The organism is Bacillus sp. FSL R9-9497, from assembly GCF_038005805.1.
Lineage (GTDB): Bacteria > Bacillota > Bacilli > Bacillales > Bacillaceae_G > Bacillus_A > Bacillus_A cereus.
Genome location: NZ_JBBOTY010000001.1, coordinates 1981071 through 2007484 on the forward strand (window position 1 = coordinate 1981071; position 26414 = coordinate 2007484).

Consider the following 26414-nt stretch of genomic DNA (forward strand, 5'->3'; position numbering starts at 1 on the left):
ATATCTTATAAGTACGTAATAAGAGATGTATATTCACGAATGTAGTATAGTATAAACATAGAATGATAGTGAAGAGAGGGGCAAAGACAATGACAGTTTATGATTTTTCAGCTAAAACAATTACCGGTGAAGAAAAATCGTTAAAAGATTACGAAGGAAAAGCACTTCTTATTGTAAATGTAGCTAGTAAATGTGGTTTCACACCGCAATATAAAGGATTACAAGAGGTGTATGATAAATATAAAGACCAAGGACTTGAAATACTCGGATTCCCTTGTAACCAATTTGGAGGACAAGAACCAGGTACAGAAGCGGACATTACTAGTTTTTGTGAATTAAACTACGGTGTAAACTTCCCAATGTTTGCAAAGGTTGATGTGAAAGGTGATAAGGCTCATCCTTTATATACATACATGACAGAACAAGCACCAGGTTTACTCGGTATGAAAGCAGTGAAATGGAATTTTACGAAGTTTTTAATTGGAAAAGACGGGAAAGTAGTAGGGCGTTTTGCGCCACAGACGAAGCCGGTAGATTTAGAGGTTGAGATTGAGAAGGTACTTGGAGAATAATTAGGAGTTTCACTTTATTAAAAAACGTCTCAAAGAACAATGTAGTTCTTTGAGACGTTTTCTTTAAACTCCCATTTTCAAGATTAAATTACTATATCAAAGCCATCTGATTTAGGTAGAGAAGCTGCTTTTTTCATAAGCACTTCCCATAAGTGTACGGATTTCTTCCATTCTGCTGCAGCCTGCCCCTGTTTATACATAGCGTTCTCATAACTGGCAGTAAGTTGTTGCATATCGGCCGAGTTGTAAAGTGTATCGATATGGAGAGCGTATTCTCGGAATGTTTGACTTTCACCCCGTGGTATGCCAATTCTCGCAAATTGTTTTAAAAGTGCACCGTAAGCTTTTTGATAAACAGCATCATTTTTTCGGTATTTATAGAAATGAATAATAAGAAATGTCCTCCATATCATTCTAGTGGTGAAGAGAATGTATCCCATAATACTAATTAGTATCGTAGAGAGGAATACGTACCACCAAGAAAAACTAGTTTGAGAATTTGTGACCTTTTTAGTAGAAGCTTCTTCTGTATTTTCTATTAAACTTTTAAGTTTTGCTTCATTATTTCGTTGTTGTATTTGCGTGTTATTAGAATTATTTGCTTCGCTATTTTGTGAAATAGGAGCAGGCGTATTATTTATAAAATTATAGGGATTAGTAAATCCTTTTGTTGGTTCGAATGGAATCCATCCGTATCCTGGGAAATATACTTCGACCCAAGAGTGTGCGTTATCGTTCGTGATTGTATAAACATCCTCACCTTCTGCAGAGGCAAGTGTATTGTCAAGAGTTCCTTCTGTATAGCCTTTTACCCAGCGAGCAGGAATCCCGGTAGAACGAAGTAGTACAATCATAGACGTCGAAAAATTATTACAGTAGCCGCTTTTTGTATCGAAAAGGAATTGATCTACATAATCTTGGCTTTTGGCAGGGAATAAGACATTCATTGATTCGTATGTAAAAGAGTTGTCTGTAAAGTAATTTTCAATAGCTAATACTTTATCATATCGGTTGTCTTTATCATTTGTAAGATTGACAGCCAAGTCTTTTACGCGCTGTGGTAATGACTTGGGAAGTTGTGTGTACTTTGTCATAAAATAAGGATTTGTTTCTTGACCTTCATTTGTTTTTACAGCTTTCAAGTTTTCTATGGAAAACTCAGGGATCTCATATGTTACTTTATACGAATGTAAAGTAGTAGAAGAGTCTCCATTCATTGTATAAATTTTTTCTGAAAACGGGTCAACACTGTATGATACATCAGAAGCAGCCTCAACTGATACTAATCCTGCTGGATAGGTAAGGTGAGGGTAACTTTTTTGCATGGTAATTGTTGCCTCAGTCGTTTTCATTTTTGTATTTTGTTCGTACCAGCTTACGACGTCGTTTTTATTTTTAAAAGAAATCTTTTTCGGATTTTCAGAAATTTCCCAGCCTTTTCCTGTATAAAAATCTTTTGTTTCTACTCTCCAATATTGTTTGTTTTGCGTTCGTGCTGTGAAAACAATTGTAGGATCCGCCTTAAAAGGACCGCCTAATCGCGAGTCATCTAAACCATACCCAATTGTAGAAACTTTTTGCTCTTTACTTGCTTCAGATGTGTTGAATTTTAAAAAATCCATTGGGTTTGGCCATTGAGGGCCAAATTTTGGAGCAAAGTATGCAATGGTTGCTAATAATACGATAAATATTGTAAGTGGTCTAAGTAATTTTGAGATTTCTCTAGCATAATTTTGTAAGTGTTCACGTTCTTTTATTCGTTCTACTTGAAGAAGACTAAGCATAAAAAAGCCGATGACAACAGTACGAATAATAGCGTAGTTTGCATTGTATAAATGTAAGTTATGAAAAGTTGCGATATAAATAATAGTCAATACAAGGAATAGAAACCCACGTTTTTTATGAATAATCCAAAATGAAGTGAAAGAACTCAAAAACCAAAATGAGAGAAAAAATAAAACCGTCGGAAAAACTGGAGAAATATCTAGTAAATTCCCTTGGAAAAACAGGGAGGAATTTCGAAACATATCAGAAAAGAATGTTGTTAGCCAAGATGGATTTATAAAAGCATTTTTATAATATAGGGAATGAATGATAAATAAGACTGTGACAATTTTTATAGGAATCTGCCACCTCGTTTGAAAAAAAGAGAGAGCGAAGCAAATTCCTATAAATGTTACGAAAATATCTAATCTACCTACATTTGTAATACCTATAAGAGGTCTTAGCCATTCTAGTAAAAGAAGAAATACACATGCATGCATGAAGAATCTGTTCGTATCCCACTTGTATTTTGCTTGTAATATCATCATTTGCTCACCTCAAAAAACACGTTTGTATACTGGTTTTCATAAACCGTGTTTACAAATATTTGTCGTTTTTTTAGAGTTTCTAGTATACTGAGTTCTCGGTGTGAAAGTTGATTCGCTTTTTCTTTCACGACAAAAACCATACATTTTCTATTTCTTATAGCAGCACAATCAGCCGCCTTTTGAATATCGGGAGAAAGATTACTGGTCACGAGTATAACCGTGACGGGCTCATAAATTTTTCTTAGTTCCATGTCTACACTCTGGGAGAGCGGAAATACACTGTCTGCTTGTACTTTTGCTAAATGACAAAGGATTTGTTGTAACTGCGTATCTCCATTGTCTAAAGGGAAAATAGTTTGTTCTTTTCCGATAGACACGAATGATGCTGGTGAATTTTGTTTCAAGACAGCCCTTACGATAGAGGCAGTAAATGTGACGACTGATTCGAATAGAGGAGACTCGGTTCTGTCTATGAATATCATGATATTATGGCTGCGCTGTTGTTCAAACTCTTTTGTCATAATATTGTTTGTTCGTGCAGTTGCTTTCCAATCGATCCATGAAAAGCGATCGCCAGGTTTATAGTCTCTGACACCGACCGAGATTGTAGAGTCTTTTGCTGAATTTATATTTGCTGAAAGCGCTCCTTGTTCGAAATGATTTTCCAATTGTCGATACGCTATATCTACATACTGGGGATAGACTAAAAATGTATCTGGAACTGAAAAAGTTACTTCTTTCTCCATCATGCCGAATAAATCGCCAGTTTTGACACGAACGCTTGAAAAAGTGTGCTCGCCTCTAGGGATTGTGTCAATAACATATTGAAACGAAATATTTCGTTTCAATCCTGGGAAGAGTACTACCTTATTCATCTTTATTTGTTTACAACTTATAAATTGTGGTGGCAGTTCATCTTCTATAACTAAATAAAGTAAGGGAAAAGGAAATTTTCTTTTTATTGTAATCGTGCTTACAAATTGTTCTCCTACTACATATCCATTTTGGTTTGTTATTCGCTTTACTTCAGCGTCCCGTAAAGCGTAGAAGGGGAGTAGTAGTGAATAAAGAGCAATGGGAATTATGCTGTAAAATAAAAACCAACTGACAAACCCTCCTTGAAACATAGCGTACACAAATGTTAAGACTAGGCATAAAGGGAGTAGCAATAACTTCATAACGTGATATAGCGCTCGCAGCATTCGTTTCATCAAGGGTTCATTGTCCTTTGAGTAGGCACGGTAGTTCGTGCAACGATTTTTGCGATAACTTGTTCGCCAGTTATTCCTTCAAATTTTGCTTCCATTTTTATAATGAGTCTATGTGCTAAAACGTAAGGGGCTAAAAGTTTAACATCGTCTGGAATAACATAATTCCTGCCATGGATAAATGCATAAGCTTGTGAAGCTTTCATTAAAGCAATCGAACCACGTGGACTTGCACCTAACTGTATAGAACTGTACGTACGAGTCTGATTAACAAGCTTTACAATGTAATGCTTAATTGCTTTGTCCATACTTACTACCCGTACGCTTTGTTGTAAATAAATTAATTCTTCTATTGTAGTAATGGTCTGTAATTGAGAGAGTGGAGTTGTTTTTTCCATCCGGTTTAAAATTTCAAATTCTTCCTCTGGTGTAGGATATCCCATTTTTAGTTTCAATAAGAAACGATCGAGCTGAGCTTCTGGTAGAGAATATGTTCCTTCATATTCGACCGGATTTTGTGTAGCCATGACAAAGAACGGCTTTGGTAAAGGCCTTGTAATACCATCTATTGTAATATTGCCTTCTTCCATACATTCAAGTAAAGCAGATTGTGTCTTTGGAGATGTACGATTAATTTCATCAGCAAGTACAAAATTCCCCATAATTGGTCCAGGCTTGAACTCAAATTGGAGCTCTTTCGGATTATAAATAGAAACTCCTGTTACATCTGACGGCAATAAATCAGGTGTAAATTGAATTCGCTTATAATCAGCATCAATGGATTTAGAAAGAGCACGTACTAGCATTGTTTTTCCGACACCAGGAACATCTTCTAATAGCACATGACCTTCAGCTAAGAGAGCTGTCAAAGCTAAGATCGTTTCTTTTCGTTTTCCGACCATTATTTTTTCAATATTATTGATTATTTTTTCTACAGTGGGATGTAATGAATCAAGTTGGGGCATCGTAATCCTCCTAATGTTATTATCGTTTTCTAATCTATTTAGTGGACATATTTCTAATTCTATTTGTAGATAGTAAAACTTCCACCTTGAATTCTAAGAATATTCAGATTATTTATTTTGATTATATCTAGTATAATTGTTTCCGTAACTAAGGGCAATACAGTAAATAATGATTTGTAGTTTTATGTAAAATCAGACTCGATATAAAATAATAACATTGGGAAAAATTTTTTTACATACAATTTATACTCTTTTCCTTATGGCAGTTTTGAAATAATATCAAAACTCTTTTTCTTTTGCAAAATAGTCGATACCTCAAAATAGCATTCTCCTAATAATTAAGATTAACCATAATCTTCACAACGGAACAAAAGATTTTCTCACAAACTTATTTTCTACTGAATTTTTGACAATCTCTTGAACTGTGCGAAATGTCACATCTGTATTTTACAACCTCTCTTATAGTAAGGGTATGTAAGAGAGACGTATTAAAGGAGTGAACAGTATGAAGAAAAAAACTTCAGTACTAATGAGACGTTTAAAATATTTTTCACCAATAGATCGTTATAACGATAATCATACACAAGAAACATATGAAGATCGTGAATGGGAAAATGTGTACAGAAAGCGTTGGCAGCATGATAAAGTAATTCGTTCTACACACGGCGTGAACTGTACTGGTTCATGTAGCTGGAATATATATGTGAAAGATGGAATTGTAACTTGGGAAGGGCAGGAGCTTAACTATCCGACTACAGGTCCTGATATGCCAGATTTTGAACCGCGAGGATGCCCACGTGGAGCAAGTTTTTCTTGGTACATTTATAGTCCACTTCGTGTGAAATACCCGTATGTACGTGGTGTTCTTTGGAATATGTGGCAAGAAGAATTGCAAAATAACGAGTCACCATTAGAGGCTTGGAAAAGCATTGTGGAAAACCGTGAAAAGGCACGTACGTATAAGCAGGCGCGTGGTAAAGGGGGATTCATTCGTGCGAATTGGGATGAAGTGTTACAACTCGTTTCAGCTTCTTTACTGTACACAGTAATGAAATACGGTCCAGACCGAAATGTTGGCTTTTCACCAATTCCAGCTATGTCGATGTTAAGTCATGCTGCTGGTAGTCGCTTTATGCAACTTATGGGTGGACCGATGCTTAGCTTCTATGATTGGTATGCGGATTTACCACCAGCTTCTCCTCAAATTTGGGGCGATCAAACAGATGTACCAGAAAGTAGTGACTGGTATAACTCTGGTTACATTATGACATGGGGTTCAAATGTACCAATGACGAGAACACCAGATGCACACTTTTTAGCAGAGGTTCGATATAAAGGAACGAAAGTCGTTTCTGTCAGTCCTGATTTCGCTGAATCAACAAAGTTTGCGGATGATTGGATTAGTGTGAAACAAGGTACAGACGGTGCACTTGCGATGGCAATGGGGCACGTAATCTTACAAGAATTTTACGTAGATAATCAAGTGGAATATTTCACAAATTATGCGAAGCAATATACTGATTTTCCTTTCTTCGTCACATTGAAACAAAAAGGAGATCAATTCGTTGCTGATCGGTTCTTAAATGCTTCTGATATTGGACGAGAAACGAAGTTAGGGGAATGGAAACCTGTTCTTTGGAACGAGAATACGAATGATTTTGCAACACCTCACGGCACAATGGGATCACGTTGGGATAATGAAAAGAAATGGAACTTGCGTTTAGAAGATGAAGAAACAGGTGAAAAGATTGATCCACGTCTTTCTTTACTTGGAATGGAGGATAGTGTTCAAACTGTACAAATTCCGTACTTCTCTGATGATGGAAACAAAATATTAGAACGTACGATTCCAGTGAAAAAGGTTATGACAGAAGAGGGCGAATTGTTCGTTACAACTGTATACGACTTAACGTTAGCAAATTACGGTGTGAACCGAGGGCTTGGCGGACAAGAACCAAAAGACTTCAATGATGACATACCGTTTACACCTGCATGGCAAGAGAAAATGACAGGAGTAAAACGTGAGCTTATTATTCAAATCGCTCGTGAGTTCGCACAAAATGCTGTTGATACGAATGGTCGCTCAATGATAATTGTTGGAGCAGGTATTAACCATTGGTTTAACTCTGATACGATTTATCGCGCCGTTTTAAATCTTGTTCTTCTCGTTGGAGCACAAGGTGTAAACGGCGGTGGTTGGGCTCATTATGTTGGTCAAGAAAAATTAAGACCAGCAGAAGGATGGCAAACAATCGCGATGGCAAAAGATTGGCAAGGTCCACCGAAATTACAAAACGGTACATCCTTCTTCTATTTCGTAACAGATCAATGGCGTTATGAAGATACACCTGTTGGACATTTAGCATCACCAGTTGAAGGTAACTCTCGTTATCAACATCACGGTGATTACAACGTATTAGCTGCACGACTTGGCTGGTTACCTTCTTATCCAACATTCGAGAAAAATGGAATTGAATTATATAAAGAGGCTGTTGCTGCTGGTGCAACAACGCAAGAAGAAATCGGAAAATACGTTGCGCAAAAACTAAAAGAAAAAGAACTGAAATTCGCAATTGAAGATCCTGATAACAAAAACAACTTCCCGCGCAACTTATTCGTATGGCGTGCAAATTTAATTTCGAGTTCTGGTAAAGGACATGAATATTTCTTAAAACATTTATTAGGTACAACAAACGGGTTAATGAATGACGACAGTGATTCATTACGACCAGAAGAAATAAAGTGGCATGAAGAAGCGCCAGAAGGGAAGCTTGATTTACTCATTAATTTAGATTTCCGTATGGCTGGAACAGCACTGTATTCTGATATCGTCTTACCTGCTTCAACTTGGTACGAAAAACACGATTTAAGCAGTACAGATATGCATCCATTTGTACATCCATTTAATCCGGCAATCGGTTCACCGTGGGAAGCGCGCTCTGACTGGGATATTTTCACTTCACTTTCTAAAGCAGTGTCAGATTTAGCGAAGAAAATTGATCTTGAATCAATGAAAGAAGTTGTTGCAACACCACTTCTTCATGATACACCGCAAGAATTAGCGCAACCACTTGGCAAGATTAAAGATTGGAGTAAAGGTGAATGTGAACCAATCCCGGGTAAAACGATGCCACAAATTCACGTTGTTGAAAGGGATTATAAAACGATTTATGACAAAATGACTGCGCTTGGACCAAATGCCGGAAAACAACCGATTGGTACGAAAGGGATTTCTTGGTCAGCAGAAAAAGAGTATGAGCAATTAAAGAGCAAATTAGGAGTCGTTCGAACGGATTCTATCGCGAAAGGTTGTCCAGACATCAAAGAAGCAATCAATGCTGCTGAAGCGGTATTAACACTATCTTCTACAACAAACGGTCATATGGCAGTAAAAGCATGGGAAGCACTTGAAAAACAAACAGATTTAAAACTACGTGATTTAGCAGAAGAACGTGAAGAAGAATGCTTTACATTCGAACAAATTACAGCACAACCGAAAACAGTAATTACTTCTCCGGCCTTTACAGGTTCAGAAAAAGGTGGACGACGTTACTCACCGTTTACAACAAATGTGGAACGTCTCATCCCATGGAGAACGATAACTGGTCGACAATCTTTCTACTTAGACCATGACATGATGAAAGAATTTGGTGAAACGATGGCAACATTTAAACCAATTCTGCAACATAAACCGTTCCGTAAATCACGACCTGAAGTAGAAGGGAAAGAAATTACATTAAACTATTTAACACCGCATAATAAGTGGTCGATTCATAGTATGTACTTCGATTCATTACCGATGTTAACGCTATTTAGAGGTGGTCCAACTGTTTGGATGAATAAAGAGGACGCTGCTGAAGCGGGTGTTGCAGATAATGATTGGATTGAGTGCTTTAATCGTAACGGTGTTGTTGTAGCGCGTGCTGTTGTAACGCACCGTATACCGAGAGGAATGGCATTTATGCATCATGCGCAAGATCGTCACATTAACGTACCTGGTACGAAATTAACAAGTAATCGCGGGGGAACGCATAATAGTCCAACTCGAATTCACGTAAAACCGACACATATGATTGGTGGATATGGTCAATTAAGTTATGGATTTAACTATTATGGTCCAACTGGGAACCAGCGTGATTTAAATGTTGTAATCCGTAAACTGAAGGAGGTAGATTGGCTTGAAGATTAAAGCACAAGTCGGAATGGTAATGAACCTAGATAAATGCATCGGCTGTCATACTTGTAGCGTAACATGCAAAAACACCTGGACAAATCGTCCAGGTGCTGAATATATGTATTTCAATAACGTAGAAACGAAACCAGGTATTGGTTATCCGAAACAATGGGAAGATCAGGAGAAATATAAAGGCGGCTGGGAATTGAAAAATGGTGAAATTCAGCTAAAATCCGGTTCGAAAATGAAACGTCTTATGAATATTTTCCACAATCCAGATCAACCAACGATTGATGATTACTTTGAACCTTGGAACTATGATTATGAAACGTTAACAAATAGTCCGCAGCGTAAGCATCAGCCAGTTGCTCGTCCGAAATCAGCAATTACAGGCGAATTTATCGACAAAATTGAATGGGGTCCAAACTGGGAAGATGACTTAGCAGGCGGACATATAACTGGATTGCAAGATCCAAACGTAAAGAAAATGGAAGAAGAAATTAAAACAGATTTTGAAAACGTCTTTATGATGTATTTACCACGCATATGTGAACATTGTATGAATCCATCTTGCGTATCATCTTGTCCATCTGGTGCGATGTATAAGCGTGAAGAAGATGGAATTGTTCTTGTAGATCAAAATGCATGTCGCGCATGGAGATTCTGCGTATCATCTTGTCCATATAAAAAAGTGTATTTTAACTGGCAAACGAATAAAGCTGAAAAATGTACAATGTGCTTCCCACGTATTGAAGCTGGTATGCCAACAATTTGTTCAGAAACATGTGTAGGACGTATCAGGTATATTGGAGTAATGCTATATGACGCTGATAAAGTAAAAGAAGCAGCTTCTGTTGAAGACGAAAAAGATTTATATGAATCTCAGCTTACTGTTTTCCTAGATCCAAATGATCCAGAAATAGCAGCTGAAGCGAAAAAACAAGGCATTCCTGAAGAATGGATTAAAGCAGCACAACATTCACCTATCTATAAAATGATTATCGATTGGAAAATTGCTCTGCCTCTTCACCCGGAGTATCGTACAATGCCGATGGTTTGGTATATCCCTCCGCTTAGCCCAATTATGAACATGTTGGAAGGGAAAGGTAGTAACTGGCAAGCAGAAGAGGTTTTCCCTGCAATTGATAATATGCGTATTCCAATTCAATATTTAGCGAATTTACTCACTGCAGGGGATGAATCACACATTCGTCTTACATTGAAAAAAATGGCTGTTATGCGAACATATATGAGAGCACTGCAAATTAATAAAGAGCCAAATGAAGCTGTATTAAAAGAACTTGGTTTAACGAAACAGGATGTAGAAGATATGTATCGTCTTCTTGCCATTGCGAAATATAAAGATCGCTTCGTTATCCCGACATCTCACCGTGAACAAGTGGCAGATTTATATAGCGAACAAGGAAGCTGTGGTTTATCATTCACAGGTGGTCCAGGCTCTTGTATGACAATTTCTTAAATAAAGGGGGCAGAAAATTATGAGACAAAGTTTACAAACAGCTTTTTCTTGTTCTTCTTTTCTTCTCTCCTATCCTGAACTAGGGTGGAGAGAAGCTGTAACTGAATTGCAAGAAGAGGTTGAAACAATAGAACAGGAAGACGTTAAAGCGTCACTTACAGCCTTTATAAAGCAAGTGCTAGATAAAACGAATGATCAACTCATTGATAGTTACGTATATACATTCGATTTTGGTAAGAAAACAAATATGTATCTTACTTATATGAACACTGGTGAACAAAGAGAAAGAGGTATTGAATTACTGGAGTTAAAACAGCATTATAAAAAATCTGGTTTTGAAGTAACAGATAAAGAATTACCTGATTATTTACCGCTATTGCTTGAGTTCTTTGCAAATGCAAATGAGATAGACAGTGAACCAATTATGAGTAAATACACGGAGAATATACAAGCGTTACACGTTCAATTAAAAGAAGCAGACAGTATGTATGAACCAATTCTTGCGGCTGTTCTACTCGCTATCGAAACATGGGGTGTACAGACAAATTAGAAAGGAGAGTTGTTAAAATGATGGATCAATTTCTATGGGTATTGTTTCCCTATATCATTTTTGCAATCTTTATCGGTGGACATATTTTTAGATACAACTATGATCAATTTGGATGGACATCAAAATCTAGTGAACTATTAGAAAAGAAAATGCTCCGACTCGGAAGTCTATTATTTCACTTTGGGATCATGTTCGTAATTGGCGGTCATGTTATGGGGATTTTAATTCCAGAAGCTGTATACCGTTCAGTAGGTATTTCTGAGCATATGTATCATGTAGTAGCAATTAGTTTTGGGCTTCCGGCAGGTGTTGCTTCTATTAGCGGTTTAATTATATTAACGTACCGCCGCGTAACTGTAAAACGTATCATTGCAACGAGTACAAAGGGAGATTATATTGCGCTTATTTTATTACTTATCGTAATGCTAGCAGGACTTTCCTCAACATTTTTAAATATCGATTCAAAAGGATTTGATTATCGTACAACGATTGGCCCTTGGTTCCGAAGTCTCTTTATTTTCCAACCGAAAGTTGAATATATGATGGAAGTAACAATATGGTTTAAAATTCACATTCTCGCAGGGATGGGGCTTTTCGCAGTGTGGCCATTTACAAGACTTGTACATGTATTTAGTGCCCCAATTAAATATGTAAGCCGTAGTTATGTAATTTACAGAAGACGTATTCCTAATGAGTTGAAAAAATAATACTGCTGTAAACGGATAGGAGCTAATGGTTAAAACGAAACGAGGTCTAATATGGAAGGCCTCGTTTTTGTTTACATAGGGAATAAATGTTAATAAGTAGTTTAAATTGAAAAAAGATTAGCATCTAAATAAGATGCTAATCAATGCTACAAACAGAAGCAGAGCAATCTTCACAAGCAATTTCACATTTTAAAAATTGTAAATCGTGGATTGTAATCTTTCCTTTATGAATTGAAATTGTACCTTGCTTTTTTAATTCATTTAACATTCGATTTACACTTTCACGTGAAGTTGCACAGAAATTAGCGAGTTCTTGATTCGTTAATGGTAAATCGATGAGAATACCATTTTCTTTTAATACACCGTAACTATTTGTCATTCGTATAAGAGTAGAGTACAGGGCACCTTTTTTGCCGTGTAATACTAAATCTCGGAACTTCGTTTGCATTCTTCTTAAATGTTCACTAATCCATTTCATAAATTCAAATACAAGAGCGGGTTTTTGGAGTAATGCTTTTTCTAACGCTTCACGTTTTATTACACCTACTTCAACATCTTCAAGACATTTTGAGTTTAATAAATATTTTGCATTATCCGTGAACAATGTTAATTCTCCAATAATGTCATATTCCGAACAAATTCGAAGTGTTAATTCTTGTCCGTCAGCACTAAGTTTACTAATTTGTACTTTCCCTGAGTGAATGATATAGAGTTCTGTTGCCTCCATACCTTCTTGAAAAATAAAACTACCTTTTTTTATCTGCATTTTATATTCAACAGATGCAAGTAATTCTTTTAAATCTTGAGATAATGTCATACTGTTTGCCACAGTGATCACCTTTCTTCTTATAAGCAATACATTTCCTATTTTGAGTGTAAGTATGATGAAAATGCAAGAGCTATTTAAAAATAAATTGAAATTTCAATGACCGTAAGGAGGAGTGGCTAAAGATGTGAACAAAATGCGAACGGATTTGTGAAAATTTTTTGAATGGGGAAAGTGATGTGAGAAAAGTCACATTGAATATGTAGCTTCTTTTTTATAATGAAGGCAAATAAAAAAATGAAAGCTTACTAAGGATTGCAGCAGAAAAGAAGGGATAGAGATGCACGAGAACATGAAAGATTCTTTAAAGCGGCCACTTCAAGATTTACGCATTTCAGTTATTGATCGTTGTAATTTTAGGTGCACATATTGTATGCCTGCTGAAGTGTTCGGACCTGATTATGCTTTTTTACAGAAAGAGTGTTTATTAACATTTAATGAAATAGAAAGGTTAGCTAGATTATTTATAAGTATGGGAGTTAATAAAATTAGGCTTACTGGCGGTGAACCTTTATTGCGTAAAGACTTACCGAAATTAATTGCAAGACTTACAAATCTAGAAGGCTTAAAAGACATTGGACTCACAACAAACGGAATTTATTTAGCAAAACAAGCTAAGGCGCTAAAAGACGCGGGATTAAAACGTGTAAATATTAGTTTAGATGCGATAGAGGACCATGTCTTCAAAAAAATTAACGGAAGAAATGTAAGTACAAAACCTGTACTGAAAGGAATAGAAGCAGCAAATGCTGCTGGATTAGAAGTAAAGGTAAATATGGTCGTAAAAAAAGGGATGAATGATAGTCAAATTCTTCATATGGCTCGTTATTTTAAAGAAAAAGAAATTCAGCTCCGTTTCATTGAGTTTATGGATGTAGGCAGTACAAACGGATGGAATTTTGAAGAAGTCATTACGAAGGAACAATTAATAGAGAAAATTAATCGTGTATATCCAATTGAGCCCGCTCAGCCTCGTTATTTTGGAGAGGTTGCGAAATTGTATCGATATGTAGGGAGTAATGCAGAAGTTGGATTTATTACTTCTGTTTCTGAGTCATTTTGTTCTTCTTGTACGAGAGCTCGTATTTCGGCAGACGGCAAGTTTTTCACGTGCCTATTTGGAGCGAAAGGAACGGATTTGCGAACGCTTCTTCGAGAAAATATTTCTGATGCATCACTATTAAAAATTTTAAATGATACATGGCGATATAGAACAGATCGATATTCAGATGAAAGAACGGTTGAGAATACAAGTAAACGTCCAAAAGTTGAAATGTCTTACATTGGTGGATAGTGAAAGGAGGATTTCTTATGCAAGAGCGTTATTCAAGACAAGTGTTGTTTTCTGGAATTGGTGAAATGGGACAAAGAAAAATAAGAGAAAAGCATGTGCTCCTAATCGGTGCGGGTGCGCTAGGAGCTGCGAATGCAGAAGCACTTGCTAGGATGGGAATTGGGAAATTGACAATTGCTGATCGTGACTACGTCGAATGGAGTAATTTACAGCGGCAGCAGTTATATACAGAAGAAGATGCGCAGCAGTGTAAACCAAAAGCAATTGCAGCAGCAGAACATGTAAGAAAGATTAATTCTGAAGTGGAAATTGTACCAGTTGTAACAGATGTCACAATGCGAGAAATAGAAGAGTTAACAAAAGATGTGGATCTCATATTAGATGCGACTGACAATTTCGATACGCGTCTACTTATAAATGACATTTCACAAAAAGAAAATATACCTTGGATATATGGCGGATGCATTGGGAGTTACGGTGTAACGTATACAATTCTTCCTGGGAAAACACCATGTTTTCGCTGTCTAATGGATCATCCTATGGGCGGTGCAACATGCGATACAGCCGGAATCATTCAGCCAGCTGTACAAATGGTCGTTGCTCACCAAGTTACAGAGGCGATGAAAATATTGGTGGGTGATTATGAATCATTAAGAGGGACGATGTTGTCATTTGATATTTGGAACAATCAATATCTTTCATTAAAAGTAAATAGACAGAAGAAAAGTACATGTCCTTCTTGTGGGAAATCACGAACGTATCCAAGCCTAATATTTGAAGCGCAAATGAAAACGGAAGTGTTATGCGGACGGAATACAGTTCAAATCCGTTCAGGAATAAAGAGAAATCTTAATTTAACCGAAATTCAAAAACGATTACAAAAAAGTGTACATGTTAAAAAAACGCCTTACTTACTATCATTTCTAGTTGATGAATATCGTTTTGTTTTATTTATAGACGGTAGGGCATTTATTCATGGGACAAATGATGTAAAAATAGCAAAACGATTATACGCCAAATATATAGGATGAACAGAAAAATCGTTTTTTCCTTATTAAAACGAGGTGAAAAAAGAATGTTAGATAAACGTATACCAATTCCAGTAGCAGAAGCAGTTGCTCGTGTAATGAAATATGCCTACCAAGGTGAAATGGAAAAGGTTTCTCTTATAGAAAGCTACGGTAGAACACTTGGAGAAGATGTTATTGCAGATCATGATGTTCCGCATTTTGATCGCTCTCCGTACGACGGGTTTGTGATTCGAGCGGAAGATACAAAAGAAGCGAGTAGTAGTAACCCCATTCAATTTGAAGTAATTGGCGAAATTGGAGCAGGCTTTGTTTTTACAGAAGAAGTGAAAGAATTTCAAGCTGTCCGTATTATGACAGGTGCCGCAATTCCGGAAGGGTGTAATGCGGTTGTTATGTTAGAGCTAACGGAAGGATTTGAAGAAAACGAAAAGATTTATATGGTATTAAAACGTTCTTTCTCTTCTGGCGATAACATTTCTTTTAAAGGAGAAGATGTAAACCAAAATAGCATCCTTGTGAAAAAAGGGACTGTTATTAATCCTGGAGTAGCAGCGCTTCTTGCTACGTTTGGTTATAGTTCCGTACATGTTATAAAACAGCCGGTTATTGGAATTGTAACGACAGGAAGCGAACTGCTTGAAGTACATGAACAATTAAAGCTAGGAAAGATTCGAAATAGTAACTCTTATATGATTGCTGCTCAAATTGAACGAGCCGGCGGAGCTGTACAGTATTATGGGCAATTCGCTGACGATTTAGAGACGTGTTATAACACTGTAAAAAAAGCGATGAAAGAAGTCGATATTTTAATTACAACTGGTGGCGTTTCGGTAGGAGATTATGACTATTTACCTGCTATTCATAAGAGGTTACAAGCTAATGTACTTTTTAACAAAATAGCGATGCGACCAGGAAGTGTGACAACTGTAGCTGAGGTAGAAGGAAAACTACTATTTGGTTTATCTGGTAATCCTTCTGCTTGCTATGTCGGTTGTGAATTATTTGTTCGGCCAGTTATTCGAACATACTTGTATAAGAAAAATCCGCACGTATTTCGTGCAGAGGCAATATTACAAAAAGACTTTCCGAAAGCAAATCCATTTACTCGATTTGTAAGAGGGAAAGTGGAAATTGTAGATGGAACATTGCAAGCTATACCAGTTGGTTTAGATAAATCTAGTGCAATTTCTTCACTTGCAGAGGCGAACGCATTTATCGTCCTGCCGGGAGGAACGAGAGGATTTGAAGCAGGAATAACTGTTTCGGTACTGTTATTAGAATCAAACGCTGGAAGTGAGTGGCCTTGGGAAGAACCACTTCGATCATACAAATAATAGAAAAATAGATTACTAACTTATACAAAGATAAGAGGTGCAAAATGATACAAACGTATTATGAAGTAATTGATACACCTATTTCAATTGAGGAAGTTACAAACAAAGTAATTCGTCGTGAGTGTGGCGCAGTTACTACTTTCGTTGGTACTGTTAGAGAATTTACGAAAGGGCGTCGTACGCTACATTTAGAGTATGTAGCATATAAAACAATGGCAGAAAAACAACTTGAGAGAATTGGTACTGAAGTAGGAGAGAGGTGGCCTGGGACATTTGTCGCCATTACACATCGCATTGGTACATTACAAATTTCTGATCTTGCTGTTGTCGTCGCTGTTTCTACACCACACCGGAAAGCAGCCTATGAGGCGAACGAATATATTATGGAGCGTATAAAACAAATCGTTCCAATTTGGAAGAAAGAATTTTGGGAAGATGGTGAATCATGGATTGGTGATCAGTTAGAGAATGTAGCATATGAGAATGGTGAGCCTGAAGAGGAGATGAGAATATGATTGAAGTACTATTATTTGCACATTTACAAGAAGAAGTAAGTAAGCCAGCATTACAAATCGATTGTGAAAATATTACAGTTGCTGAACTAAAGAAGGTACTCATTAAGAAATACAACGTAGCGATTTCAAATGAAATCATGGTAGCTATAAATGAAGAGTATGCAAATGAGAATGACATCATTCAAACTGGTGATACTGTGGCGATGATTCCGCCAGTAAGTGGTGGTTGATTCTTTTCGACCTAATCATGTTACGACGTGATTAGGCTGGAGAGAATGAATATAACTATGCATACATAGGAGGGAACAGGATGAAAAGTCCTAATTTTCAATTAAGCTTACAAACTTCTAATCTAATTATAGGTTTTATGGTATGGGTCATTTTATCATCATTAATGCCTTATATTAAAGTGGATATCCCATTAACTGCGGGGCAAATTTCTATGGTCACAGCAGTACCCGTTATTTTAGGTTCTGTTCTTCGCATTCCAATTGGTTATTGGACAAATCGTTTCGGAGCAAGAAAATTATTCTTTATTAGTTTTATTCTATTATTACTTCCTGTCTTTTATATTAGTGTTGCCAATTCTATGATGGATTTAATTATTGGTGGATTATTTGTAGGAATCGGTGGTGCTGTATTCTCTGTAGGAGTAACTTCTTTACCAAAATACTTTCCGAAAGAGAGTCATGGTTTTGTAAATGGTATTTACGGTGTCGGTAACGCCGGAACAGCAATTACTTCATTTTTAGCGCCTGTTATCGCAACTTCAGTTGGCTGGAGAACGACAGTACAATGTTATTTAGTTTTACTTGCAGCATTTGCACTTATGAACTTTTTATTAGGTGATCGTAAGGAGAAAAAGGTGAATACACCATTAATGGAACAAATAAAAGGTGTATATAAAAATGAGAAACTTTGGTTTTTATGTATCTTTTACTTTTTAACATTCGGATCATTTGTCGCATTTACAGTATACTTACCAAACTTTTTAGTATCTCACTTCGGATTAGAGAAAGTAGATGCTGGTATGCGAACTGCAGGATTCATCGTACTCGCAACAATTATGCGTCCGATTGGTGGTTGGCTCGGCGATAAGTTTAATCCATTTAAAATATTAATCTTCGTATTTATTGGTTTAACACTTTCAGGTATTATTTTATCATTCATGCCTAGTATGAACGTGTATACATTTGGTTGCTTACTAGTCGCATTTTGTGCAGGCATTGGTAATGGTACAATCTTTAAACTCGTTCCAATGTACTTCTCAGAACAAGCAGGTATTGTAAATGGACTCGTTTCAGCTTTAGGCGGACTAGGAGGGTTCTTCCCGCCCCTAATTTTAACATTACTATTCCAACTAACAGGCCATTATGCAATTGGATTTATGGCATTATCAGAAGTCGCACTTGCTTGTTTAATCATTACAGTGTGGATGTATAGTCAAGAAAAGCTGTTAGTGATGTTAAAGAATCATTAATAAGGAAAAAGAACCATCCCAAAGTATTTTGGGATGGTTCTTTTAGTAATAGGCTTCAACATGTTTTTATTGATCTCTCAATAAACGCTTGTTTTCTATAAGAATGTGCTTTTAAAATGAAGATGTCAAAAGTTATTCAATTAAAGGGCAGATTAATTAAGGAAATCTTAAATCTATTCTAAAGATCGAACTCATTTTTAGAATGCAAATATTTAATTGAATCGGGATGTTTAGATGAAAAAAATATAAGTCCACTCAAGATAAACAAGTATCAGGTGTGTTAGGTAGTTTAAGCGACAAGTATAGGATTGATGCAAGTATCCTTCGCATAGTAACTGCATTATCAGATTTTTTTAGGGCCAAATTTTTTGGTAAGGTTAATGGATATTGTGAAAAAGTATACTTAAAATAAAGAAGATAGTTTAGGTCAATAAGATAAAATTATGAATTTGTATAAATAATCCATAATTTTCTTTATGAGTTATATTTGGTATGTTAAAGAAAAGAGAGGAGAGGGAAATGAAATAAGAATTTTTGATGCACATTTTCATATTATTGGTTTAAGTTTTTCTGATTATTGAGAATTGAAGAGATTTTCCGACTGATTAAATGTGATTCATATTTAGTAAAGTGTTTAATCCAACTAAAATATATTTAGAATGAGGTTTTACATGTTTGTTTTTATTATACTAGACGTAATATTACCAATATTAATATTAATGCTAATTGGTGCAATCTTACAAATAAAGTTCCAATTTAACTTAAAGCAGCTTTCTACACTTATTACTTATTGCTTAATGCCAGCGGCTGTATTTGTGAATATATATGATATTAGTATAGAGACAGGTTTGTTGCTCCAAATAATATACTATTTAATGCTTTATAGTCTGAGTCTGATCATAGTAAGTCATTTCATTTCAAAAACATTAAAGTTAGAAAAAGGAGAAAGTGCAGCTCTAAAAAATAGCATTTCGTTAATGAATTCCGGTAATTATGGGTTACCAGTAAGTCAATTGATTTTCAGTCACAATCCAGTGGGGGTTTCCATTCAGATTTTTATTGTGATTTTCCAGAATCTTTTAACTTATTCATATGGGATATATAACTTACTATCAGCAACAAAAACAATCGGAGGTATTATTCAATCATTTCTAAGACTGCCTGTATTTCATGCGCTCGTATTAGGGGTTCTCTTTCAATCTTTTAAAATTCAAATACCTAATTCTATCTTGCTACCTCTTAATCAGCTTGCGAATGGTTTTGTTGCAATAGCACTCATATTGCTAGGGGCGCAATTATCCAACATTAAACTTAATTTTTTCCATCGAGTCATAACATGGGCTTTAATTGGAAGGTTACTGATGGGACCATTATTAGCACTTGCTGTAATATACATACTAAACATCGATGGTATTGTTGCACAATCGTTATTTATTGCAAGTTCTTTTCCTACTTCAAGAAATACATCAACCATTGCTATGGAATATCAAATAGAGCCTGAATTACATGCACAAATCGTTTTATTTTCAACAATTTTCAGCATTATTACAGTAACTGTCGTTATTTATTTATCATATATTTTGTTTTGAATATACGTGCAAAAACGAAAAGATTTGAGGCGGTAAATGATGGACAGAAGTCCTATAGATATGAGAAGAAAGCAGTCTTTCATATATTGGGTGTCGTTTACAATTGTACCATGTTTCAAAATCTAGTGACTTAATTCAAAAAAAGAAACTTATTAGGGTTTATTTCGTATGGAAATCTTTAAAGTATTTACATATAGACTTGCGAAAAAAAGACACAATCTCGCTTATAATTAAAGTTATATGAGCTTAGGGTGATAGCGATGGGGTGGGAGTGTCAAGTAAGAATTTTATGCATAATTGCCACTAAGGGAGATGATTAAAAGTTGAGTAAACAGAATATCAGCACAATAGTTTCAGGAGATTTGATTGTTACCCATCTAATTGGCCAGATTAATACAGAGGATGTGTATGAATGGTTTAATGATTTTGAGCAGGTTTGTCAGCAATTTATTTCTGAGGGTCGGAAATACAAATTGTTGGTGGATAGAAAAGGGTATACCCCAAATCATTTTTCTGTTCAAAAAGTATGGAAAGATAAGTTCTTCAATGAAACCATTTTGAATCATAGTAAGGCAATTGCATTTCTTCTTGAAGAAGGAGAGATACTGAAGTATTTACAACAATCCAATACAAAAGAATCCGTGGAGTTTTTTGATGATTATGAACAAGCGCTAATTTGGTTGAATGAATATCCAATATAAAAACTGAATAGAAAGAGTTGCTCGTAATGTTACACTTGTCATGAAATTTATTTGTTTACAAGTTGCAAACACCATTTATTTTCTTCATAGATTGCTTGTGAAATAAAAGAACAGAACTACAATAAAAAGAACAAACGTCCCCTAAAAAACGTTTGTCCAAAGGTAATTACTATTTTAACTAAGAAATAGATTACAATTTATGTGTACGAGAAATCTTTTTTATAAGTTTAGGCAATATAGATGTTAGTTCTTGCTTCAAACGCTTCGTAAATGATGGATCTTTACCAGAAGTTGAAATAGTGACAACATATTCATTATTTCTTATAACGCCAGGTGTGTGAAAAGATGATTCTGTACCATCACTTACAACGTTAACCCACTGGAAATCATGAGCGGCCTGTTTGACCATCATATTTACAGCGTGTTGATTTGTAGCTGCATAAATAAGGTGAGCATCTTTAATATCATCATTACTAAAAGCTTTTTGCTTCCAAGTAATATAAGAAAGTTCCTTCATTTCCTCGCAAATTTCTGGGCTGACAACAGTGACGAAAGCGCCTGTATCTTTTAATCCAGACGCTTTTCGATATGCAATTTTACCTCCACCAATGATAACAACCACTTTATTTTGTAGATTAAACATAAGAGGGTACATGTTATACATATATGCATTCCTCCATTCGTTCTAACAATGTTAGTTTCATATATGTATCAAACTGAAGACAGTTACAAGTCGTAACATGATTGTATTTTTTTGTATGCAATTCAATTTTTTGAAGTAATAATCCGGTAAAGAGAAGGTATGGCATGACATATACATGGGACGCAGTCGATGTTATAGCCTTGAGCTCGGCAGTAAAAGAGGGAGTTCCTTTCGTTAAAAAGGAACAGGATACTGGCATACCAAGTTTTCGTTCGATAGCTGCTCCGATTTGTTGTAACTCATATATCGGTTGTGTATCACTACTGCCTCGTCCTACGAGTAAAATACTACTATTTTGCATTGGCATAGCTTCACGTATTCTTTTCACTACAAGTTCCACCATATGTGGATGTGTACTAAAAGGAGGTACAACTGAAAATGTTATTTGTGGATATTTCTTTTGTAGTTGTTCTATTTCAAAAGGAATATCACGTTTATAGTGAGCTGCTGCAAATAATAAAACAGGTACAATCATTATTTCAGTTACTCCCTCTATTATCGTTTCTGTAACTGCATCCGAAATAGTAGGTGTCGTTAGTTCTAGAAAAGCTATTTTTTGAATTCTTTCGTTTCGCTCTTTCATAACAGATTGAATAAATTGAATGAATTGTTCATTACCTTCTTGTAGCCGGCTCCCATGTCCAACATATACAATTCCTTTCATTGTCTCACCATGTCTTTCTTCATAAGAGTTTCTTGTAATTGATGATCTACGTTATGAAACCCAACTTTATTTGCATAGTATAAAGTTGGAACATCGGTATACGAGAATGGGAGAGTAAGAATATTGATAAAGCCAAGGCGTTTTATTTCTGCTAGAAACGTATCAATAGAAGCACGACCTTCAAATACAATGCTATCCCATGAGAATTCAGAAAGCATACGTGAATGAATTTCATCGAAGCGATGATCAATTGTGTACTCATGAGTCATCATATAGGAACCAGCACCAATTTTTTCTTGAATAACAGCAATTCGGTTAATGTTTCGTCCTAAATAAACTGTTGTATTGGAAGAGAACTCTGCTTGTTTACTTAGTAGCCCATATTGCATAAGTTTTTCTTGAGTGGCAACGTTCATATGTTGTAGTTGCGCTTGTAAAGAACGAATATCTTTTTGGTGTTTACTACATGATTGCATCAATATTTCTACACTTTCAGCTGAACAAAAAACAAGACGATTAACGTTAAAAATTTCATTGATTTGTTCAAGTGTTAATGTGTATTCTACCTTTTTGAAAGTAGGAATTTGATATATTTCTGCACCGGCTTCTTGTAACTTTTGCTTCATTGAACTTGTTTTATTCGTTGCAGATGCAAATAAAACTTTTTTCTCGTGTAATGGTTTACGTTCTTTCCAAGCGATCTGATCCCGTAAGGAAACGACATCACCAATAATTGTCATAGAAGGATTAGAAATATTTTCGTTTTTGACAATAGAAACAATGGTAGACAGTGTCCCTGTGACAACGCGCTGTTTACCAGTTGTACCCCATTCAATGACTGCTACTGGCGTATCTTCTTTTTTTTCTGCTTGTAGTAAGTTTTCACAAATTGTAGGTAAGTTTTCTATACCCATGTAGTAGGCAATTGTGTCGCTATTGTGAGATGAATTATATTTTCCATGGTCGGTTAAAGGACCTTTTGCATGTCCGGTTAATAAAGTGACGCTATTACTGTAGTCACGGTGGGTGAGGGGAATACCTGCATAGATACTAGCGGCGATGCTAGATGTAATACCTGGTACAATTTCATATGGAATATTTGCTGATGCTAAAGTCTCTGCTTCTTCACCAACACGGCCAAAAATAGATGGATCTCCGCCTTTTAAGCGGACTACGATTTTTCCCTCTTTCGCAAATTGAAGGAGGTGTGCGTTAATCATTTCTTGACGCATAGTATGATTCTTTGGCATTTTTCCGCAATAAATAAGTTCACATGTTTCTTTTGTATAATTAAGAAAGGAAGGGTTTAATAAGCGGTCATATAAGACGATATCTGCACGATTTAAGCACTCTATCGCTTTTTTTGTAATAAGCCCTTCATCACCTGGTCCTGCACCAACTAAATATACATATCCGTTCATATTCGCACCTCGTCTATTTTTATTTAAAAGGAAGCCAGGGGAGGCTTCCTTTTGTAAATTACATGTATATATAAATATCCCCGTCAATAACTTCTACTTCATACGTTTGAATACAACCATCATCAGGTTTTTGAACTTCACCTGTTAGTAGTGAAATTTTCCAATCATGTAGTGGACAAAAGACGAATTCTCCAGATACAATACCTTCCGCTAATGGCCCGTTTTTATGAGGACAACGATTTTCTACAGCTCGAATATCGCCATTTGAAAGGCGGAATAGGGCGATAGACATACCTTTCATTTGTACCTCTTTACCGATTTGAATAGGAAGGTCTTCTGCACGCATAACTTTTATTTTTTCTTTCGTTTGTATCATATAGATCACAGCTCCTTATTTCACAGTTTCTACTTCATACATCGCTTTTAATGATTTCGTTTCTAGTGCTTGTCCCCATGCTTCTTTATATGTGCCACGAGCTTTTTGGAAACGTTCATTTAACTTAGTGACCATATTTGCATCTTGCAGTATTTCCTTTATGTGATCGAAGCCTAATCGTTCTGTCCAGTAGGCAGTACGCTCTCCATAAATACCAGTTTCACGATAATACTGCATGTAAGCTGTAGCGATGCGAAGGACATCATCTTCAGTAGGGACAATCATTACAAAATCAGCTTCGCGTACTTCCGTACCACCATTTCCGCCAATATAAAGTTGGTATCCATTTTCGACACAAACAACGCCAAAATCTTTCGTCAGTACTTCCGCACAGTTACGCGGACAGCCCGTTACACCCATCTTCATTTTATGAGGTGTATCTACCATTTCTAATGATTGTTCAAGCAACATACCAAGTCCTAATGAATCTTTCGTACCGAAACGGCAGAAACGAGAGCCAACACATGATTTTACATTACGAAGAGATTTTGAATACGCATATCCAGAAGCCATATTTAATTCAGCCCATACGTTAGGTAAATCTTGTTTCTTAACACCGTATAAGCCGATTCGGCTCGCACCTGTAATTTTCACAAGTGGAACATCGTACTTTTTCGCAACTTCAGCAATTTTCATTAAATCATCTGCTGTTGTAACGCCTCCGTACATACGTGGAATAACAGAGAAGGTACCATCGTGCTGGATGTTACCATTCATTCTTTCATTCACGAAACGGGATGATTTATCATCTTCATATTCTTCTGGAATCGCCATACGTAAATAGTAGTTTAAAGCAGGACGACATTTCGAACATCCATCTTCATGTACAAAACCAAGAACGTTTCGTACTTCTTTTGGAGATTTTAAACCTTTCTCATGAATGGCCGCTACGACTTCATCACGTGATAAAGGTGTACATCCGCACATACCGGTAGACTGCGCAGAAGCATCAAAAGCATCTCCAAGTGTATGAGATAAAACTTGTTCTACAAGCGGACGACATTTACCACAAGACCCTGCGGCTTTCGTACAGCCTTTAACTTCTTCAAAAGTCTTTAACTCCTGTTCTAAAATGGCGTGAACGATTGTGCCTTTCGTAACACCATTACATCCGCAAATTGTGTCATCCGCACTCATAGTAGCAACGTCAAGTTCACATTCTTCACCAGCTTTGTGAAGAATGGAAGCTGGTGTATATTCTTGTATATCTTCTTCTTTCTTTAACAGGCTAAAGAGGCGTGTACCGTCAGCTGTATCACCGTATAAAACGATACCGACGACTTTATTATCACGAATTAATACTTTTTTATAGGAACGTTTACATTCATTAAAGATGGATATTGCTTTCGTTTGATCATCTTCATAAATTTGGCCAGCAGAGAATAAATCACAACCAGCAACTTTTAATTGTGTACCGACGATACTGCCCGAATATCCATCAGTTTGTAAATTTGTTATATGTTTTGCTAATATTGCACCTTGTTCATAAAGAGGAGCAACAAGTCCATATGCGATACCGTCATGCTCTGCACATTCTCCAACTGCATAAATGGACTCATCATTTGTTAGCATATAGTCATTGACTACAATACCGCGATTTACAATTAGACCAGCATCTTTTGCTATTTGCGTATTTGGGCGTATTCCGACAGCCATTACGATTAAATCACAATCTACAACTTCACCGTCTTCAAATTGAATGCCCTCAACATGGTCTGTACCAAGAATTTTTACAGTTTTCTTTTCCATTAAAAACTTCATGCCTTGTGCTTCTAAATCTTCACGCAGAAGAGCAGCTGCTTTCGTATCTAGTTGTTGCTCCATTAAGCTAGGCATTAAATGAACAACATGTACGTTCATTCCTAAATCAATTAGACCTCTTGCGGCTTCTAAACCGAGTAACCCGCCACCAATGACAACGGCCTTTTTCTTTTCTTTAGCGGTATCTATCATAAATTGTGTATCTTCAATAGTTCGAAATCCTGTTACACCAGAAAGTGCGGAACCTTCAACAGGTAAAATAAAAGCACTAGAACCTGTTGCGATAATGAGCTTGTCGTATGTAAGAGTACGCTTCTTTTCTGTAATAATAATTTTTTCTTCTCGGTTAATACTTTGAACTCTTTCATTCGTATACAAAGTTATTTCGTTTTCTTCATACCAACTGTATTCATTCATAATGATATCTTGCATATTTGTTTTGCCTTGTAAAACATGAGAAAGCATAATGCGGTTGTAGTTTGGATGCGGTTCATCTCCAAAAATAGTAATCTCATATGAATCACTATCATGTTTTAAGATTTCTTCCATACAGCGAATGCCAGCCATACCATTTCCGATCATAACTAAACGTTTTTTCATTTTCGTTTCCCCTTTTTATGTGAAATATTGAACAAAGGATTATATTTTTATTATAGAAAATCAAATAAGGGGAAGATGTGATATTTATCAC

The 26414-nt window shown here is 36.1% G+C and carries 22 protein-coding genes and 1 pseudogene; 14 read left to right on the plus strand and 9 right to left on the minus strand.

The features are described 5' to 3' along the window. The first annotated feature begins 89 nt into the window (after positions 1 to 89). Positions 90 to 572, plus strand: a complete 483-nt coding sequence (gene bsaA, locus MKY21_RS10330) for a glutathione peroxidase (protein WP_000219434.1) — start codon at positions 90 to 92, stop codon at positions 570 to 572. Between the two features lie 83 nt (positions 573 to 655). On the opposite strand, the gene MKY21_RS10335 is transcribed toward bsaA, so the two are convergent. Genes MKY21_RS10335 through MKY21_RS10345 form a run of 3 tightly spaced genes read right to left on the minus strand, consistent with a single transcriptional unit; the run spans position 656 to position 5057 of the window. Beyond that, complete coding sequence (locus tag MKY21_RS10335; protein WP_136986094.1) at positions 656 to 2884, minus strand: transglutaminase TgpA family protein; 2229 nt, start codon at positions 2882 to 2884, stop codon at positions 656 to 658. Further along, a complete protein-coding gene (locus MKY21_RS10340; protein WP_136986093.1) occupies positions 2881 to 4095 on the minus strand; it encodes a DUF58 domain-containing protein in 1215 nt (404 codons plus the stop codon). The genes MKY21_RS10335 and MKY21_RS10340 overlap by 4 nt, the downstream gene beginning before the upstream one ends. Further along, the gene (locus MKY21_RS10345) at positions 4095 to 5057 is read right to left on the minus strand and encodes an AAA family ATPase (protein ID WP_109140182.1); all 963 of its coding nucleotides are present in this window, start codon (positions 5055 to 5057) and stop codon (positions 4095 to 4097) included. The genes MKY21_RS10340 and MKY21_RS10345 overlap by 1 nt, the downstream gene beginning before the upstream one ends. A 505-nt stretch (positions 5058 to 5562) precedes the next feature. Here MKY21_RS10345 and MKY21_RS10350 point away from each other — a divergent pair. From MKY21_RS10350 to narI, 4 genes are read left to right on the plus strand one after another with little or no spacing between them, the layout of a single operon-like run. Beyond that, a complete protein-coding gene (locus MKY21_RS10350) occupies positions 5563 to 9246 on the plus strand; it encodes a nitrate reductase subunit alpha (protein ID WP_201145270.1) in 3684 nt (1227 codons plus the stop codon). Next, entirely contained in the window at positions 9236 to 10711 is a 1476-nt protein-coding gene (gene narH, locus MKY21_RS10355; RefSeq protein ID WP_341076131.1) for a nitrate reductase subunit beta, read from the plus strand. The genes MKY21_RS10350 and narH overlap by 11 nt, the downstream gene beginning before the upstream one ends. A gap of 19 nt (positions 10712 to 10730) precedes the next feature. Then, on the plus strand, positions 10731 to 11261 hold the full coding sequence (gene narJ, locus MKY21_RS10360) for a nitrate reductase molybdenum cofactor assembly chaperone (protein WP_001249924.1): 531 nt from the start codon (positions 10731 to 10733) through the stop codon (positions 11259 to 11261). Between the two features lie 17 nt (positions 11262 to 11278). Beyond that, on the plus strand, positions 11279 to 11968 hold the full coding sequence (narI, locus tag MKY21_RS10365) for a respiratory nitrate reductase subunit gamma (RefSeq protein WP_341076132.1): 690 nt from the start codon (positions 11279 to 11281) through the stop codon (positions 11966 to 11968). 136 nt (positions 11969 to 12104) lie between these two features. Here the strand turns inward: narI and MKY21_RS10370 are convergent, their stop codons facing one another. Beyond that, positions 12105 to 12797 (minus strand): Crp/Fnr family transcriptional regulator, encoded by a 693-nt coding sequence (locus tag MKY21_RS10370; RefSeq protein ID WP_000013866.1) that lies wholly within the window; start codon positions 12795 to 12797, stop codon positions 12105 to 12107. A gap of 277 nt (positions 12798 to 13074) precedes the next feature. Here MKY21_RS10370 and moaA point away from each other — a divergent pair, with 277 nt between their 5' ends. The 9 genes and pseudogenes from moaA to MKY21_RS10415 all read left to right on the plus strand — a co-directional run bounded on the left by moaA (position 13075) and on the right by MKY21_RS10415 (position 20738). Next, a complete protein-coding gene (moaA, locus tag MKY21_RS10375; RefSeq protein ID WP_134995332.1) occupies positions 13075 to 14088 on the plus strand; it encodes a GTP 3',8-cyclase MoaA in 1014 nt (337 codons plus the stop codon). Positions 14089 to 14105: 17 nt separating this feature from the next. Then, the gene (locus MKY21_RS10380; protein ID WP_001158130.1) at positions 14106 to 15119 is read left to right on the plus strand and encodes a molybdopterin-synthase adenylyltransferase MoeB; all 1014 of its coding nucleotides are present in this window, start codon (positions 14106 to 14108) and stop codon (positions 15117 to 15119) included. Between the two features lie 44 nt (positions 15120 to 15163). After that, positions 15164 to 16453, plus strand: a complete 1290-nt coding sequence (locus MKY21_RS10385) for a molybdopterin molybdotransferase MoeA (RefSeq protein ID WP_341076133.1) — start codon at positions 15164 to 15166, stop codon at positions 16451 to 16453. Positions 16454 to 16497: 44 nt separating this feature from the next. After that, positions 16498 to 16968 carry a molybdenum cofactor biosynthesis protein MoaE gene (locus MKY21_RS10390; protein ID WP_000616829.1) on the plus strand — a complete coding sequence of 157 codons (471 nt, stop codon included), beginning with the start codon at positions 16498 to 16500 and terminating at the stop codon, positions 16966 to 16968. Then, on the plus strand, positions 16965 to 17198 hold the full coding sequence (moaD, locus tag MKY21_RS10395; protein WP_000573682.1) for a molybdopterin converting factor subunit 1: 234 nt from the start codon (positions 16965 to 16967) through the stop codon (positions 17196 to 17198). The genes MKY21_RS10390 and moaD overlap by 4 nt, the downstream gene beginning before the upstream one ends. A gap of 80 nt (positions 17199 to 17278) precedes the next feature. Further along, complete coding sequence (narK, locus tag MKY21_RS10400) at positions 17279 to 18448, plus strand: nitrate transporter NarK (protein ID WP_000841857.1); 1170 nt, start codon at positions 17279 to 17281, stop codon at positions 18446 to 18448. A gap of 238 nt (positions 18449 to 18686) precedes the next feature. Continuing rightward, positions 18687 to 18815 (plus strand): annotated as a pseudogene (locus MKY21_RS10405) (PspC domain-containing protein); the annotation flags it as partial. A 304-nt stretch (positions 18816 to 19119) separates the two neighbouring features. Continuing rightward, positions 19120 to 20037: an AEC family transporter gene (locus MKY21_RS10410; RefSeq protein ID WP_341077898.1), complete on the plus strand. Its 918-nt coding sequence runs from the start codon at positions 19120 to 19122 to the stop codon at positions 20035 to 20037. A gap of 323 nt (positions 20038 to 20360) precedes the next feature. Continuing rightward, positions 20361 to 20738, plus strand: a complete 378-nt coding sequence (locus MKY21_RS10415) for an STAS/SEC14 domain-containing protein (protein ID WP_000043362.1) — start codon at positions 20361 to 20363, stop codon at positions 20736 to 20738. A 190-nt stretch (positions 20739 to 20928) separates the two neighbouring features. Here MKY21_RS10415 and MKY21_RS10420 read toward each other — a convergent pair whose 3' ends face one another. Genes MKY21_RS10420 through nirB form a run of 5 tightly spaced genes read right to left on the minus strand, consistent with a single transcriptional unit; the run spans position 20929 to position 26323 of the window. Then, positions 20929 to 21402: a precorrin-2 dehydrogenase gene (locus tag MKY21_RS10420; protein ID WP_000282595.1), complete on the minus strand. Its 474-nt coding sequence runs from the start codon at positions 21400 to 21402 to the stop codon at positions 20929 to 20931. Then, a complete protein-coding gene (locus tag MKY21_RS10425) occupies positions 21395 to 22105 on the minus strand; it encodes a sirohydrochlorin chelatase (protein WP_000676476.1) in 711 nt (236 codons plus the stop codon). The genes MKY21_RS10420 and MKY21_RS10425 overlap by 8 nt, the downstream gene beginning before the upstream one ends. Beyond that, positions 22102 to 23526, minus strand: a complete 1425-nt coding sequence (locus MKY21_RS10430) for a uroporphyrin-III C-methyltransferase (protein WP_001014973.1) — start codon at positions 23524 to 23526, stop codon at positions 22102 to 22104. Before MKY21_RS10430 ends, MKY21_RS10425 begins: the two co-directional genes overlap by 4 nt. Positions 23527 to 23584: 58 nt before the next feature. Then, the gene (gene nirD, locus MKY21_RS10435; RefSeq protein ID WP_000616692.1) at positions 23585 to 23902 is read right to left on the minus strand and encodes a nitrite reductase small subunit NirD; all 318 of its coding nucleotides are present in this window, start codon (positions 23900 to 23902) and stop codon (positions 23585 to 23587) included. Positions 23903 to 23917: 15 nt separating this feature from the next. Beyond that, positions 23918 to 26323 carry an NADPH-nitrite reductase large subunit gene (gene nirB / locus MKY21_RS10440; protein WP_341076135.1) on the minus strand — a complete coding sequence of 802 codons (2406 nt, stop codon included), beginning with the start codon at positions 26321 to 26323 and terminating at the stop codon, positions 23918 to 23920. Between the last annotated feature and the right edge of the window lie 91 nt (positions 26324 to 26414).

Excerpts from the sequence above, each read along its gene's own strand:
- bsaA (WP_000219434.1), top strand. The coding sequence starts at position 90 with ATGACAGTTTATGATTTTTCAGCTAAAACAATTACCGGTGAAGAAAAA.
- MKY21_RS10335 (WP_136986094.1), bottom strand. The coding sequence starts at position 2,884 with ATGATGATATTACAAGCAAAATACAAGTGGGATACGAACAGATTCTTC.
- MKY21_RS10340 (WP_136986093.1), bottom strand. The coding sequence starts at position 4,095 with ATGAAACGAATGCTGCGAGCGCTATATCACGTTATGAAGTTATTGCTA.
- MKY21_RS10345 (WP_109140182.1), bottom strand. The coding sequence starts at position 5,057 with ATGCCCCAACTTGATTCATTACATCCCACTGTAGAAAAAATAATCAAT.
- MKY21_RS10350 (WP_201145270.1), top strand. The coding sequence starts at position 5,563 with ATGAAGAAAAAAACTTCAGTACTAATGAGACGTTTAAAATATTTTTCA.
- narJ (WP_001249924.1), top strand. The coding sequence starts at position 10,731 with ATGAGACAAAGTTTACAAACAGCTTTTTCTTGTTCTTCTTTTCTTCTC.
- narI (WP_341076132.1), top strand. The coding sequence starts at position 11,279 with ATGATGGATCAATTTCTATGGGTATTGTTTCCCTATATCATTTTTGCA.
- moaA (WP_134995332.1), top strand. The coding sequence starts at position 13,075 with ATGCACGAGAACATGAAAGATTCTTTAAAGCGGCCACTTCAAGATTTA.
- MKY21_RS10380 (WP_001158130.1), top strand. The coding sequence starts at position 14,106 with ATGCAAGAGCGTTATTCAAGACAAGTGTTGTTTTCTGGAATTGGTGAA.
- MKY21_RS10385 (WP_341076133.1), top strand. The coding sequence starts at position 15,164 with ATGTTAGATAAACGTATACCAATTCCAGTAGCAGAAGCAGTTGCTCGT.
- MKY21_RS10390 (WP_000616829.1), top strand. The coding sequence starts at position 16,498 with ATGATACAAACGTATTATGAAGTAATTGATACACCTATTTCAATTGAG.
- moaD (WP_000573682.1), top strand. The coding sequence starts at position 16,965 with ATGATTGAAGTACTATTATTTGCACATTTACAAGAAGAAGTAAGTAAG.
- narK (WP_000841857.1), top strand. The coding sequence starts at position 17,279 with ATGAAAAGTCCTAATTTTCAATTAAGCTTACAAACTTCTAATCTAATT.
- MKY21_RS10410 (WP_341077898.1), top strand. The coding sequence starts at position 19,120 with ATGTTTGTTTTTATTATACTAGACGTAATATTACCAATATTAATATTA.
- MKY21_RS10420 (WP_000282595.1), bottom strand. The coding sequence starts at position 21,402 with ATGTATAACATGTACCCTCTTATGTTTAATCTACAAAATAAAGTGGTT.
- MKY21_RS10425 (WP_000676476.1), bottom strand. The coding sequence starts at position 22,105 with ATGAAAGGAATTGTATATGTTGGACATGGGAGCCGGCTACAAGAAGGT.
- MKY21_RS10430 (WP_001014973.1), bottom strand. The coding sequence starts at position 23,526 with ATGAACGGATATGTATATTTAGTTGGTGCAGGACCAGGTGATGAAGGG.
- nirD (WP_000616692.1), bottom strand. The coding sequence starts at position 23,902 with ATGATACAAACGAAAGAAAAAATAAAAGTTATGCGTGCAGAAGACCTT.
- nirB (WP_341076135.1), bottom strand. The coding sequence starts at position 26,323 with ATGAAAAAACGTTTAGTTATGATCGGAAATGGTATGGCTGGCATTCGC.